This window comes from Nonomuraea sp. NPDC052129, assembly GCF_040680095.1.
Taxonomy (GTDB): Bacteria; Actinomycetota; Actinomycetes; order Streptosporangiales; family Streptosporangiaceae; genus Nonomuraea.
Window position 1 is genome coordinate 1 of record NZ_JBFAVX010000005.1, and the last position, 13,583, is coordinate 13,583.

Annotated in this window: 10 protein-coding genes; 3 read left to right on the forward strand and 7 right to left on the reverse strand. The window is 70.9% G+C overall.

The window, feature by feature from the left end; all coding sequences use genetic code 11:
- A partial coding sequence (gene iscB, locus AB0L53_RS13810; protein WP_363993211.1) for an RNA-guided endonuclease IscB occupies positions 1-1,103 on the reverse strand: 1,103 nt, incomplete at its 3' end.
- Between the two features lie 333 nt (positions 1,104-1,436).
- The gene (locus tag AB0L53_RS13815; protein WP_363993212.1) at positions 1,437-2,411 is read right to left on the reverse strand and encodes an ATP-binding cassette domain-containing protein; all 975 of its coding nucleotides are present in this window, start codon (positions 2,409-2,411) and stop codon (positions 1,437-1,439) included.
- A 127-nt stretch (positions 2,412-2,538) separates the two neighbouring features.
- Between AB0L53_RS13815 and AB0L53_RS13820 the strand changes: the two genes are divergently transcribed.
- On the forward strand, positions 2,539-3,060 hold the full coding sequence (locus AB0L53_RS13820; RefSeq protein ID WP_363993213.1) for a PH domain-containing protein: 522 nt from the start codon (positions 2,539-2,541) through the stop codon (positions 3,058-3,060).
- Positions 3,061-3,260: 200 nt separating this feature from the next.
- Positions 3,261-4,781 carry a PH domain-containing protein gene (locus AB0L53_RS13825; protein ID WP_363993648.1) on the forward strand — a complete coding sequence of 507 codons (1,521 nt, stop codon included), beginning with the start codon at positions 3,261-3,263 and terminating at the stop codon, positions 4,779-4,781.
- Positions 4,782-5,057: 276 nt separating this feature from the next.
- Here the strand turns inward: AB0L53_RS13825 and sepH are convergent, their stop codons facing one another.
- Positions 5,058-7,967 carry a septation protein SepH gene (gene sepH / locus AB0L53_RS13830; RefSeq protein WP_363993214.1) on the reverse strand — a complete coding sequence of 970 codons (2,910 nt, stop codon included), beginning with the start codon at positions 7,965-7,967 and terminating at the stop codon, positions 5,058-5,060.
- A gap of 164 nt (positions 7,968-8,131) precedes the next feature.
- Positions 8,132-9,196 carry a S8 family serine peptidase gene (locus tag AB0L53_RS13835; protein WP_363993215.1) on the reverse strand — a complete coding sequence of 355 codons (1,065 nt, stop codon included), beginning with the start codon at positions 9,194-9,196 and terminating at the stop codon, positions 8,132-8,134.
- A gap of 112 nt (positions 9,197-9,308) precedes the next feature.
- Here AB0L53_RS13835 and AB0L53_RS13840 point away from each other — a divergent pair, with 112 nt between their 5' ends.
- Positions 9,309-10,169 carry a hypothetical protein gene (locus AB0L53_RS13840; RefSeq protein WP_363993216.1) on the forward strand — a complete coding sequence of 287 codons (861 nt, stop codon included), beginning with the start codon at positions 9,309-9,311 and terminating at the stop codon, positions 10,167-10,169.
- A 14-nt stretch (positions 10,170-10,183) separates the two neighbouring features.
- Here the strand turns inward: AB0L53_RS13840 and AB0L53_RS13845 are convergent, their stop codons facing one another.
- Genes AB0L53_RS13845 through AB0L53_RS13855 form a run of 3 tightly spaced genes read right to left on the reverse strand, consistent with a single transcriptional unit; the run spans position 10,184 to position 13,534 of the window.
- Positions 10,184-11,461, reverse strand: a complete 1,278-nt coding sequence (locus AB0L53_RS13845; RefSeq protein WP_363993217.1) for a D-arabinono-1,4-lactone oxidase — start codon at positions 11,459-11,461, stop codon at positions 10,184-10,186.
- 49 nt (positions 11,462-11,510) lie between these two features.
- Entirely contained in the window at positions 11,511-12,278 is a 768-nt protein-coding gene (locus AB0L53_RS13850) for a polysaccharide deacetylase family protein (protein WP_363993218.1), read from the reverse strand.
- 53 nt (positions 12,279-12,331) lie between these two features.
- Positions 12,332-13,534: an MFS transporter gene (locus AB0L53_RS13855; RefSeq protein WP_363993219.1), complete on the reverse strand. Its 1,203-nt coding sequence runs from the start codon at positions 13,532-13,534 to the stop codon at positions 12,332-12,334.
- Between the last annotated feature and the right edge of the window lie 49 nt (positions 13,535-13,583).

A 13,583-nucleotide genomic window follows, 5' to 3' on the forward strand; every position in this document is an offset into this window, starting at 1 on the left:
TCGCCGGTGGCGAACCCGTGGACGTGCTTGATTCGGGGAAGTCGCAGGCGGGGGAACCCGTACCGATCGGTGCGGGTTCGGCTGTAGCGGCCGCGTCCGGTGGCCTTGACGACCAGGATGCGGTCTGGCCATCCGGTCACCTGCTCGAGTTCGCCGACGTGCAGGGCGTCCAGGGTGTGGGACTTCGGCGCGTTTGTGCGGGAGCGGTTCCACTTGGTACGTCCACCCGATCCGGTGGCCACGGGCAGAGTTGTCGCGGTGAGTGCCCGCCACAGTGCCCAGCGGGTGGCGTTGACCGCCGCGGCGTCTCGGAGCGGGGCCTTGGCCTGCTTGAGGACGCGCGCCAGCAGTGCGGGCTTGCTGCGCAGGAACTCTTCGACGGGCGTGGTGTTCTTCGCCTGGTTGCAGGGCCCACACGCCAAGGTCAGGTTGGCGATTCGGTCGGAGCCGCCGCGCGCTTTGGGGTGGATGTGCTCGACCTGCAACGGCGTACCCGCCTTGCCGCAGTAGGCGCAGGTCCGGCCCCATTTCTCCAGCAGGTACTGGCGGATTTCGTATCCGGCCAGGGTGCCCTGCTGATATTCGATGCCTTCCAGCGGCTTACCCGCCGAGATGGCGTGGGTGTCGAAGGCGACGCGTTCGAGGTGGATGGCGCGCACGGGTGCCCACCGCCTCAGCCGGGCCACCCACGACATGGTGGTGTCCACGCGGTGCCGCAGGGACGGCGCGAGCCAGCCCTTGGGTTCGGTGCGGTTGCGGAATCGAGGAGCGCGATAGCGCAGCTTGCGCGACCTCCTGCCGCGCCGGTAGGCCGAGCGGGCGGTGAGCTTGTCACGGATCGCCGCGCCCCGGTGGTCGAGTTGAACGCTGTACGTCCCGGCACGGCTGCCGCCACGTTCGGTGAAGACGGCGATGCCGGTGTGCCTGGAGCCGGGGTCGAGGCCGACCTCGACGCCGGCGACCGTGGAGTCGGCCGCTGTGCGGTCGGTCAGGCGGATGACGAACGGGGTGTGCCGGACCACCACCGCCCGGCCCGCTTGGAGGAAGTGCCGGGCCCGGCCGGGCCGGCAGGGCTGCAACGGTTTCCCGTGGCGATCGAGCACGAAAACGTGTGGGTCTGTAAGAACCCGTCCGCCCTTCCCGGACTGTTCCGGGTCGGGGTGACGCCCGCCGTCGGGTGCGGTACGGCGGGTCTCCCCTCGCCCAACTTCCACGCCGGGTGCGCGGCCTGCCGCGCGTCCGTGAGCCGTTTCGTGCCCACCCTCGGGCGTGTCTGCTCCCACGGATTCCAGAGCAGCGAACTGAGGAAGCATTCGCTGGTGGGTCTGCGGTCCTGCGTGAAAGGTAGCCATCTGGATTTGCACCTCCAACGGCGATGACTAGGGCTGGTCAACGCGGGGCTTCAAAGCACCTGACGGCACCTCAAGCCCCCTCCATCAGGAGGGGGTCGTTGACGCGAGGGCTTCCTCCGTCTGCTCGTCCTCCGCGCGGTGCCCGGTCAGGGCCAGGAACACCTCGTCGAGGCTGGACTTGCGCAGTGCCAGCTCGGAGGCGACGATGCCGAGGTCGTCGAGGCGGCGGACGATGGCGGGCACCACGGCCGGGTCGCGCACGGCGGCCGTGACCATCGCGCCGGACAGGTCGGGCGCCACGTCGAGGACGTCGGTGACCACCTTGGCGACCAGGTCGAGCTGGTCCTCCCTGAGCGGCCGCACCTCCAGCACCTGTGCGCCGGTGGTGGCCTTGAGCTCGTCGGACGTGCCCGACGCGATGACCTTGCCGTGGTCGAACACCACGATGTCGTCGGCCAACTGGTCGGCTTCCTCCAGGTATTGGGTGGTCAGCAGCACGGTCACGCCATCGGCCATCAGACCGCGCACGACGCCCCACAGCTCGGTGCGGCTACGCGGGTCGAGACCGGTCGTCGGCTCGTCCAGGAACAGCACCTGCGGCCTGCCCACCAGGCTCGCCGCCAGGTCGAGCCGCCTGCGCATCCCACCCGAATAGGTCTTCGTAGCCCGGCCCCCCGCATCGGCCAGGTCGAACCGGCCGAGCAACGCCTTCGCCCGATCCCTCGCCTCACCTCGCGACAAGCCCAGCAGACGGCCGATCATCATCAGGTTTTCGACACCGGTCAGCATCTCGTCGACCGCGGCGTACTGTCCGGTCAGCCCGATCAGCGACCGCACCTGATGCGCCTGCCGGCGCACGTCGAACCCCAGCACCGTGGCCGTGCCCGAGTCAGGGGTGAGCAGCGTCGCCAGAATGCGCACGGCGGTCGTCTTGCCCGCGCCGTTGGGTCCCAGCACGCCGAGCAGCCTGCCGGTCGGCACGGCGAGGTCCACACCGTCGAGTGCCTTGGTCTCGCCATAGTGCTTCACCAGGCCGTCTGCCTGAATCGCGTACTGCATGACCCGCCCCTCCTCCTCGGTGCCTCCACTTTGGACTACGGCACCGACAGTTTCCGGCCGGCGTTCCGGCCGGCATCCGGCGCCTCTGGCCGATCACCGACGCGGGCGGGAGCCATAAGCTGGCCTCGTGACGTCTTCTGGCCCGTTGCGTGACCCCCAACACCGTGTCTCGCCCAAGGCCATCCGGCTCTGGCTCGCTGAGGCGTTGTTCGGGTTCGTGCTGCTCGTGGGGTGCTCGATCCTGGTCGCGCAGTGGGTCGGGGGGAGCGGGTGGTCGTGGGTGCCCGGCTGGTTCGCGGACGACCCGTGGCTGCTGCCGGTGGGGGTGGGCGTGCTGACCACGCCGTTCCTGGCGGCCGAGCCGTTCGTACGCTATGCCGTACATCGTTGGGAGCTGTCGGGTGATGTGGTCTACACCCGGTCGGGATTCCTGACCCGGGAGTGGGTCTTCGTGCCGGTCAGCCGGATCCAGACGGTCGACAAGGCGCAGGGGTGGGTCGAACGGCTGCTCGGGCTGGCGACCCTGGAGATCCGTACGGCCTCTCACGCGGGCTCGTCGACGATCAAGGGCCTTGACTACACGGTGGCGGCCGGGCTGGCGGAGGAACTGGCGCACCGCGCGGAGCAGCTCAGGGACGATGCCACGTGACCGAACCCCGCCCCGGCCCTCCCGCGCACCCGTCGGCGCCCGAACCTCGCCCTGGGCCCTCCTCGCACCCGTCCACCCCCGAAGCTGATCCCGGGCCTCCCATGCACCAGTCGGCGCCCGAACCAGCTGATCCTGCTCGTGAGGGCTCGTTCCCGCCGGTGACCGTTCCCGCTGGGCCTGTGGAGCCCGCTGGGGTGCCGATGCGGCTGAGCCCCAAGGTGCTGCTCATCCACCCGGTACGGATGATCCCGTCGCTGATCGTCCCCCTCGTCGGGCTGCTGTTCGTGGGTGGGTTCTCCGGCATGTCGTACACCTGGGCGGCGGTCGGGGTCGGCGTCACGCTGGTCTTCGCCGTCGTCCGGTGGGCGATATTCAGCTACGAGATCGTGGGCGATCGTCTGGAGATCAAGCGTTCACTGATCAGCCGGTCGGTCCGTACCATCCCCTTGGAGCGGATCCGCGGCGTGGACGTCTCCACCCCGCCTATGCACCGGCTGCTCGGTCTGGCCGTACTCAAGATCGACACTGGGGCGAGCGGCGGCGAGGAGGAGGGCAAGCTCGACGGCGTCACCCGCGAGGAGGCCGAACGCCTGAAGTCGGTCCTGCTCCGACGCACCCGCGCCACCCGCCCCGCCCGAGCCGCGACGCCCGATGAGACCTTCGCTGCCGTCTCCGCCACGGATCCCGCCGCGGTCACGGTGTCCGCTGCGGTTCGTGGGGAGACGGTGGAGGCCGAGCAGGAGATCATCCGCGTGCCGTGGACCTGGCTGCTGTACGGCCCGCTGTCCGGCGCGTACCTGCTGACGCCGTTCGCCCTGGCGGGCGGCGCCGTGGGACTGGCGTTCCAGTGGGGCGACGATCTCGGCTACGGCCGGGACGCCGCGCTCACCGTCGGGGAGTGGCTCTGGGAGCATCCCTACCTGCTGCTCGCCGTGGTGCTGCTGCTCGTGGTGGCGATGCCGTTCGTGGGCGGTGTGATGTACGCGGTGTTCAACTGGAACTTCCGCCTCATCAGCCGCGATGGCTACCTGGTGGCCGAACGCGGGCTGATCAACCGGCGCAGCGTGTCCCTGGAGGCGGAGCGCGTACGGGGCTACGAGATCATCGAGGGACTCGCCGAGCGCTGGGCGAGCGTCGCCCGGGTCTGGGCCATCGTGACGGGCCTCGGCGACTCCCAGACCCGCGGGCAACTCCTGCCGGACGTCCCGCGCGCGGTCGCCTTCCGGGTCACCGGGGAGGCCATCGGCACCTACCAGGCCGAACTACGTCCCCACCCGCCCATCGCCCGCAACCGCCGCCTCTTCCGCGCCGTCGCCCCGTGGCTCGCGCTGGCCCTCGCCACCGCGCTGACGGCCCTGCTGACCGCCCAGCCGATCTGGTGGATCGGGACCGTGGTCGCCCTCCTCCTGGCGGGCTTGGGGATCCCCCTCGGCCTCGACCGGTACAGGTCTCTGGGACACGGATACGACGGCGTACGCCTGGCGGTCCGCTCAGGCTCCCTCCGCCGCTCGCAAGCGATGGTGGAACGCCGCGCGGTGGTGGGCTGGCACCTCAGGCAGACGTGGTTCCAGCGGCGAGCCGGGGTGTACACGCTCACCGCCGGGGTGGGAGCGGGCAAGGGCGGCTACTCGGCGATCGACGTCTCACAGGCCCAGGCGATCGGCTTCCCGGCCGAAGTGACACCGGAGTGGCTGGCTCCGTTCTTGTCCAAGGAGCAGTAGGCAGGCACCTTCCGCTGCTCGCCAAGGGGATACCTCCGGACGCGCTGTTCTACGGTGTCGGTGAGGTCAGCCGACGCCCTTCCGCCTGAGCCCTCGCCCCCGCTCCCGTCCTCGCGCCTTCAACCTGGGCCCCAGGGCGCTCAGGGTCCCTGAGGCCCGGGAGGTCCTGCGGGGAGATCACCGACGAACCGCCGGGCAGTGCGCGGGCGGTGTGCGGGTGGCGCTCAGACGGCAGTGTGTGGACGGCGCTTGAGCGGTGTGCGGGCGGTGCTCGGCTCAGTCCTGGCGGCGGGCGCCGAACATGATCTCGTCCCAGGTCGGTACCGAGGCGCGACGCCCCCTGGAGCCCTTGCGCGGCTGACGGGCCGCAGGGGCGGGCGGGGGAGAGGGCACGGGGACCGGGGGCTCCTCCTTGGCCGCCGGCTGCTCGGGCTTCGCGGTGTCGTCCTTGCTCGACCTCGCGGCTGGTACGGCAGGCTCAGGCGCTGTCGGCTCAGCCTTGGCCGCCGCCGGCTCAGCCTTGGGCTCAGTGGCGGGCTCGGTTTTGGGCTCGGCCACTGCGGGCTCGGCCACGGCGGGCTCAGTCTTGGGCGCGGGTGCCGTGGTCGGCGCGGGCGCCGAGGACTCGGCCTTGGGCTGGGGCTTCGAGGGCTGCGGCTTGGGCTTGGGTACGGGCGCGGTCGGTACCGGCTCGGCGGCAGTCGCCTCTGTGTCCGCCTTCGCGGTCGACTCGGTCCTCGGGGCTGCGTCGGCCTCGGGGGCTGCGTCGGCCGTCGGGGTGGTGTCAGACGTCGGGGTGGTGCCGGTTTCAGGTACGCCTGCGGCGGCCTGGGGCTCGGGAGCCGTGGGGCTGGGCTTGGGGGCCGCTGTCGTGGGCTCGGGCTCGGCGGTCAGGTCGGCAGTCGGCTCGGCTGTCTCGGGCGCGGTCTTGGAGGCGTCCTGGTCGGCTGCCGTTGCGGGAGCAGTGGCGTCCTTTGCCGCAGGCGCGGCCTCGGTGACGGGCGGTGTGGTGATGGGGTCCGTAGTGGCGGGCGTGCCGACTACTGCGGTGGCCTCCTGGCCAGTACCTTCCTGGCCAGGCGCTTCCTGAGCAGAAGCCTCCTCAGCAGCGGCTTCCTGGCCAGCGGCTTTCTGCGCCGGGCCGTCGGTCTGGGCTTCCGTGGCGGGGGACGTCTGCGGCGCGGTGGTGCTCCCCACAGTGGCGTCCCCCAGAGTGGCGTCCCCCACAGCGGTGGTGCTCTCCACAGCGGTGCTCTCTGCCGCGGTGCTCGCCGTTGCGGCGCCAGCGGGCTGCTCGACGACGATGTCACCGGGCTGCGGCTCAGTGACAGTCCCAGCGGACTGCGGTTCGGTGAGAGTGCTGTCGGGCTCCGCCTCGGAGGCGGAGCTGGCGGCTGCCTGCGGTTCGGCCGCCACGTCTGTGGTGGGCTTCGACTCGGCTTGGGGTGGTGTGGTCGGTCCTGAGGCTGTGGTGGGCTTCGGGGTCCCAGCGGGTTGTACGGACTCCGCAGCCGGGGCGTCGGTGCCTGCCACGGCAGACGGCGAATCCGCAGACGAAAGCGAATCCTTGGTGGGCACCGACTCCGCGGAGGTCTGCGCAGTGGGCGCGTCGGCGGCCGAGCTCTGAATGCCGGGCGCGTTGACGGCCGGACCCTGAGTGGCGGGCGCACTGGTCGCTGGGTGGTCTGTGACGGGCACGTTGGCCACCGGGCCCTCTGCGGTGGGCGCGTTGACGGTCGGACCCTCTGCGGTGGGCACGCCGACGGCCTGGCCCTCCGTTGCGGGCGCGGTGGCGGCCGGGCCGTCTACAGCGGGTGAACCGTAGGTCGGCACCTCTGCGGCGTGTGTGCCGGGGGTCGCGTCCGATGCCGGCGGCAGCGTGACAGCGTCTTCGAGCGCGGACGCGGTGGTACGGGTGCCCGGAGGCGTGCTCTCGCGGCTCGCGGAGGCGTAGATGGCCTCGCCGTCCCGGCCGGTCGGGCGGTCGGTCTGGCGGTCAGGCGGGCGGGGAGCGCCGTGGTCGGGCAGCCAGGACGAAGGGTCACCATGACGTGCCGAAGGGTCGCCGTGACGTGCCGAAGGGTCGCTGGGGCGGGTGTAGTCGGTGTCCTGCGCCGACGACGACGAAGAAGAGGCCGTAGGTGCTGACGACGCCGAAGGATGGGTACGGTGGCCAGGCTCCTGGGCGCGATAGCCCGTCTCCGGTGCCGACGGCTCGGTCAGGTAGCCGGTCTCCTGCGCGGGAGCACGGTAGCCGGGCACGGGGGCGGGTGGCTCCGAGCGGTAGTCCCTCGCGGGCGGGTCCGAGCGGTAGCCGGGCTCCGCCGTGCGGCCGGAGGGGTCGGCTGCAGGGGCGCGGTCGAAAGGGGCCTCTCGCGCTGGGGTGAAGGGCGTCTCACGGGACGGGACATCACGGGACGGCGGGCGGCCGTAGGGCGACTCCGTGCCTCTCGGCTGGTAGCCGACCGCCGGCTCCTGTGGCTCCGGTTCGTGGCGGATCACCGACGGGAACGGCAGCGGGTCCGACGCCAGCGGCGGCACCGGCTGCAGCTTGGCCACTCGCGGCGTGAACGGCGTGACCGTGGTGTCCTCCACCACGGGGCTGGGGTCGAAGTCGGCGGCCGAGAGCCGCATCGACTCGTCGTCGTGCGGCGTGACGTGCCGTCTGCGCGGGTCGAAGAGCCACTCGGCGTGCCTGGTGTGACCGTTCCAAACGTAGCCGAGCTTGACGCGCCAGAGGCCGTCGTCGCGCTTGGCGGAGTCCCAGTCGATCTCGTCGGTGGGCACGCCGCGCCTGGTGAGCCGCTCGGCGACGAGATCGCCGAGCGTCGGGCCGGCTGAGGACTCTCCGGGCATGCGTACGGACACGCGCTGCGCCTGCTGGGCCACGTACTCGCGCTCCTGGAGCACGGGGCCCTCGAACCAGCGGACGCGTTCGACCGGGATGCCCGCTGTGGCGGCGATCTCCTCGGCTGTCTCTCCGGCACGAATGCGGGCCTGGATCTCCTTGGGGCGCAACGGACTCTCCACTTCGATCTCGTACTGGCCGAGACGGGAGAAGTTGCCGCGGACGGCAGCACGGAGCCGGTCGTCCACGGGAAGCGTGAACCGTGTACCCCGCCCTGCTGTCGCCAGCACGAGATAGGTACCGTCCTCACTTACCGCGACGAGTCGGAGCTCCTGCATGCGAGTCCCTTCGTCAGCGTGCTGCTCATTCTTCCCCCGGACCCTTGAGTCTCTCGCGTGTGCCGGTTGCCTGCCAGCACCGTACCCGGCATGTCCGAACATCGCCTTCCTGGGATAGCCCAGGGGCGATGTGACGCCGGTCACATTTGTTGATTCCATCATCTTCAAGGCCTGCCCGTGCGCAAAGCCCTCGACGGATTCTGGCGAATAGTGTCACGCGTCGCCGAGCACTTCAGCCAAGAGGCCAGAACGGATGGGTTGGCGCCCGGATGGAGCTCCAGGTAGCGGGCGGCGGCGCCGGCCAGGCGGGGGGCTCTGGCGGAGTACGTCTCGCCGGTGGGGGAGAGCCGGCATCGGCCGGTGTCGGTGGCGGCGACGACGAAGACGCCGGACCGCGCCAGGCGGGCCATGGCGGTCCGCAGGGCCGGGGAGTCGGCGCCGTCGAGGGAGAGATTGGCCACGGCGGGACCCCGGGCGTGCCTGCGTACCCAGTCGAGGCCGGCCAGGGCGTCCGACAGGCTGCCGGAGCCGCCGCAGCCCAGCACCCGTACCGACGCGACGCTCGCCTGGGGCGACACGCCGTGCGACCGGCCGGCTACGGCGCGCGCCACCCGGGTGCCGTGGCCGTCGCAGTCTTCGCCGGTACGCCCGGTGGCGTCGAAGGCCCACCAGAGCCGATCCCCCAATCCATCCGACACACGGAGAGTCTCCGTGCGTCCCGACATATGGGGATTCCCCGAGCGGAATGCGCCGGGTCGGCCGTGGGTGACGCCGCTGTCCACGATGTAGACCGTGACGCCCTTCCCGGTGGCACGAGCGGCACGGATGGCACGGCGGGTGCGGGGGGCATTGGCGGCAAGGGGGGCGCGGCGGGCGTGGCGTCGGGCGGACGTGGTGAGCGGCATGGGGTGGATCTCGCGGTCGGGCTCGACCGCCACCACCCTGGGATCCGCGCTGAGCTCCGCCAACTCGCTCGCGTTCAGCAGCGTGGCGAAGCCGGGCAGTGCGGCGGTGTAGAAGCGGCGTACCCGCCATCGCATCTCGCCGACCAGGTCGCGGGCCCCGGCCCGGTCACGCACGGTAACGATGTACGGGCGCGTAGGCTCGGTTATCGGCGGCCGGGAGGCGAGGCCGGAGGCGGGCGCCATGGCGATGGGGATCGCGGTGGTCACGGCCGTCGCCGCGGCCGCGGCGAGGTAGAGAGAGGGCAGGCCGATTCGTCGGGGCACGAGCGACGAGGGTGTCTGTCACACACGTCACAGGAACAACAGGACACGCCCTCGCGTCTATTCACGAGAAAGCTCTTTACCGAACGCGGGCGAGAAAGGACTGATCCGGGGGATGAGCGGCGAGCAGCGGAAGTTCGAGCTGAGCATGCCGCAGATCGCGGGAAGCGCCCTGGCGGCGGTCACGGCGGCGGTCGGAGCCTCCTACCTCGGCGTGGGGGGAACGGTGATCGGCGCGGCGCTGATGAGCGTGGCGAGCACGGTGGCCACCGCGGTCTACACGCACTACCTCAAACGTACGGGCGAGAAGGTCAAGCAGCACACGGTGATCGCCTGGCGTGAGTCCGGCGCGGCGGATCCTCCGCCCGAGCGTGACGAGGGCCAGGGCGAGCTGGCGACGGCCGCGCACGCTACGGTGCGTAACCTCAGTGAGGCCCAGGGGCCGGGTGAGCCCTCGCGGCCCGGCGAGACCACGCTGGTCATGGCGCCGATCGAGGTGCCGGCGCGAAGGCGTGTGCCGTGGGCGAAGACGGGGATGGCCGCGGCGCTGGTGTTCGGGGTGAGCATGGGCGGCATCCTGACGTACCAGACCATCGCTCAGACGACCGTGCACGACCAGCTCACCGGCGGCAAGCCGGTGACCGAGCGCGGCAAGGCGCCCGTCAAGGAGAAGGAAGAGCCCACGGTCGAGCCCCGGACGACGTTGTACAGCGACCCGGCGACGCCCAGCAGTAAACCGACGACCTCCCCGACCGCCTCGCCGACTCGTTCGTCCCAGAGCCCGACGCCGACCCCCACTGGCACGGACAAGGACGCGAGCAAGGACCCCGACAAGAACACCGTGGAGCCGTCGACCCCGTCCGCGACCACTTCGGCCCAGGACCCCGGCGGCATGACCGAAGCGCCGTCCGCCCCGACCGAGCCGCCGCAGCAGTCACAACCGGCGCAGCAGGACGAACCCGCCGAGGCGCAGTAAAGAACGCAGGCCGCCTACCCCAGCACCGTCTCCAGGTAGGTGTTGCCGAACAGCCGTCCCGGATCCAGCCGATCCCGTAGCGCCACGAAGTCCGCGAACCGCGGGTAGACCGTCCCCAGATACGCCGCGTCCCGAGTGTGCAGCTTGCCCCAGTGCGGCCGCCCGCCCAGCCTCGTCATGATTTCTTCCACCCCGGCGAAGTACGCGGGGTTGGGCGTGGGCCGATAGATGTGGCAGGCGATGTACGCCGACTGACGGCCGTACGCCGTCGACAGCCACGCCGAGCTGGCCGGCGTCACCCGCACCTCCACCGGGAACGTGATCCGCCACCCCATCCGCTCCACCAGCGCCCGCGTCTCTCGCAGTGCCGGGCCGAGGTGCTCGCGCGGCACCGCGTACTCCATCTCCAGGAAGCGCACGTCCCGGCGTGAGGTGAAGATCTTGTACGACGCGTCCACGGCCTCGGAGTCTCCGAGCGCGGCGGCGCTGACACCGTTGATCCGCGGGATCAGCCCGGGGGATCGGGCCCCCAGGGCGCAGGCGGCGCCGAACAGCGTGTTCTCCAGGAAGACGTTGTCCAGCCAATACCTGACCGCGCCGGGCGGCCGGGCCGGGCCGGGATCACGGTTGTTGGTCTTGACCAGGCACGCGTCGGTGTGCGGCAGCCAGAAGAAGTCGAGATGCTCGTTGTCCGCGGTCAGGGAGTCGAGCGAGTCGAGGATGCCGCTGAGCGTCATCCGGCGCCGCCGGTTGCGCAGCAGGAAGGCGGGTTCCACCCGGAACGTCGCCGAGGTCAGCACCCCGAGCGCGCCCAGCCCCACCCGCGCGGCGTCGAACAGGTCATCCCCGGGGGAGGCCGTCACCACCGAGCCGTCCGCGAGCACCAGCTCCAGCGCCTCGACCTGGTCGGCCAGGCCGCCGCTGTCGCGCCCGGTGCCGTGCGTGCCGGTCTGGATGGCTCCCGCGACCGTCTGGTCGGTGATGTCGCCCATGTTGGCCAGCGCCAGCCCGCGCGCGGCGAGCAGGGAGTTCAGCTCCCGCACCGGCGTGCCGGCGCGTACGGTGACGCGGTCGTCGGCGACGGAGGTGACGCCGGTCAGCGCGGTGGGGCGGAGCATGACGCCGTCGGTGAGGGCCACTCCGGTGAAGGAGTGGCCCGTACCGATCATGCGCAGACGGCGGCCGGCGGCGGCGGCGTCCTTCACGGCGCGTACCACGTCCTCGGTCGACGCCGGGGTACGCACCTCGGCGGGCGCGGCCGTCTGATTGCGGGCCCAGTTCGTGAAGACCATGGCCGCCCTCGCGCTAGAGCATCGTTCTCGGATTAAACGTGAACGATACTCAGTTCTCCCAGCCCTCGGGAAGCGGGAAGGCGTCGCCGGGCTGCAGGTTCTGCGACTTGATGATGTCGGAGACCTTCACCAGCGTGTAGCCGCGGCTCTGCAGCAGCTGCACGAGCGACGGCATCACGTCGACGGTCTGCTTCACCCAGTCGTGCATGAGGATGATGCCGTCGCGCTTGGCCACGGCCAGCGTCTGCTTCTTGATCTCCGCGGAGTTCTTGGTCGCCCAGTCGCGCGAACCGGCGGTCCACAGGATCATCGGCATGCCGAACCCGGCCGCGACCTCCGAGGTCTGGAGGTCCAGCATGCCGTACGGGGGCCGCAGCAGCTTGGGCTCGACGCCCGCGGCCTTCTTGACGGCGTCCTGCGTCTTCTGGATCTCGCTCTTGATGGCGCCCGGCTCGATGGTGGTGAAGTTCTTGTGCGTGTAGCTGTGGTTGCCGAGCTCGTGGCCCTCCTTGGCCATGCGCTTGACGAAGGCGGGGCGGCTCTTCACGTACTGGCCTTCGAGGAAGAACGTCGCCTTGGCGTTGTACTTCTTCAGCGTGTCGAGGAGCGTTCCCGCGTACTTGCCCGGCCCGTCGTCGAAGGTCAGGGCGAGGCATTTGACCTGCTCGTCGGCGCAGTCCACTGCCTTCGCCTTGGCCTGGGCGACGGCGGCCGACTTGGCCGGGGCGGGCTGACTGGGGGCGGCGGACGCGGTCGCCGGTGTCAGAGTGACAGCAACAGCCGCGATAGCCAGAAGTGAAGTGATTTGTCGGGACATGCGAAAGCTTTCGTTTGTGAAGGGTGTTGCGAGGGTTGTTCGACCGTAGCGGATCAGTTCCCGGCCGGTGAAGGTACCTCGGGAAGTCTCAGCAAACCCGAACCTCCGACGCCCACGACAACAGCGACCGCCGCCGCGCCGAGCGTGAAGCCGTACGCGTTGGACGCCCCGAACGCCTCCGTCAGCCGTCCCCCGGCCCACGCCCCGATCGCCACCCCGAACCCGATCGACGTGGAGATCCACGCCAGCCCCTCGGTGAGCACCGAGGGCGGCACGAGCCGCTCGGTGAGGGAGAAGCCGGTGATGAGCGTCGGCGAGATCGCGAGCCCGGCCAGGAAGAGGCCGAAAGCCATGATCCGCGCGTCGCCGATGAACATGATCGGCAGCAGCCCCACCACGAGCACCCCGAGCGCCCGTACGAACCGGTGGCGCAGCGAGACCCGCCAGTGCCGCGACCCGAACCAGAGCCCCGACACCATCGACCCGCTCGCGATGGCGGCCAGCAGGAACCCGGAGGCGCCCTTGACCCCGTGCTCCTCGGCGAAGGCCACCGTGATCAGGTCGATCGACCCGAACACCGCCCCCAGCGCCAGGTAGACGCAGGACAGCAGGGCGATCCCCGGAATCAGGATGGCCATCCCGGCGCCGGACTCGCCCGGCCGTACCGGCGGCTGGGTGCGCCGCTGCGCCGCGAGCGCGAGCGATCCGCCGAGCATGCAGACCAGCGCCACCAGCAGTCCCATGTACGGGTTGACCGCTGTGGCCAGCACGGTGACCAGCGCCGGTCCGGCGACGTAGATCATTTCGTCGGCGACGGACTCGAAAGCGAAGGCCGTGTGCAGCTTGGCAGAGCCGCCGTGCAGGTGCGACCAGCGCGCGCGGACCATCCCGCCCAGGGACAGGGAGGTCGCGCCGACCGCCAGCCCGGCGGCGTACAACGTCCACTCGGGCAGCTCGAAGCCCGCCGACAGCATGAGCGTGGCCAGCGAGAGCGCGTTCACGATCGAGAAGGGCACGATCACCCGGGCCTGCCCGAACCTGTCGACCAGCCGCGCGGTCAAGGGGGCGGCCACCGCGAAGGAGACGTTGGTGGTGGCGGCGACGGCGCCGGCGGTCGCGTACGACTCGGTGAGGCCGGAGATCAGCAGCACGACGCCGATGCCGAGCATGGACATCGGCATCCGGCCGACGAAGCCGGCCAGCACGAATCCCTTGATGCCGGGCCCGTTGAACAACCCCCGATAAGGCCCGACCACGTCTGTTCCTCTCCCTTGATGCGCCCCAACATTTACGCGTGCGCTGACC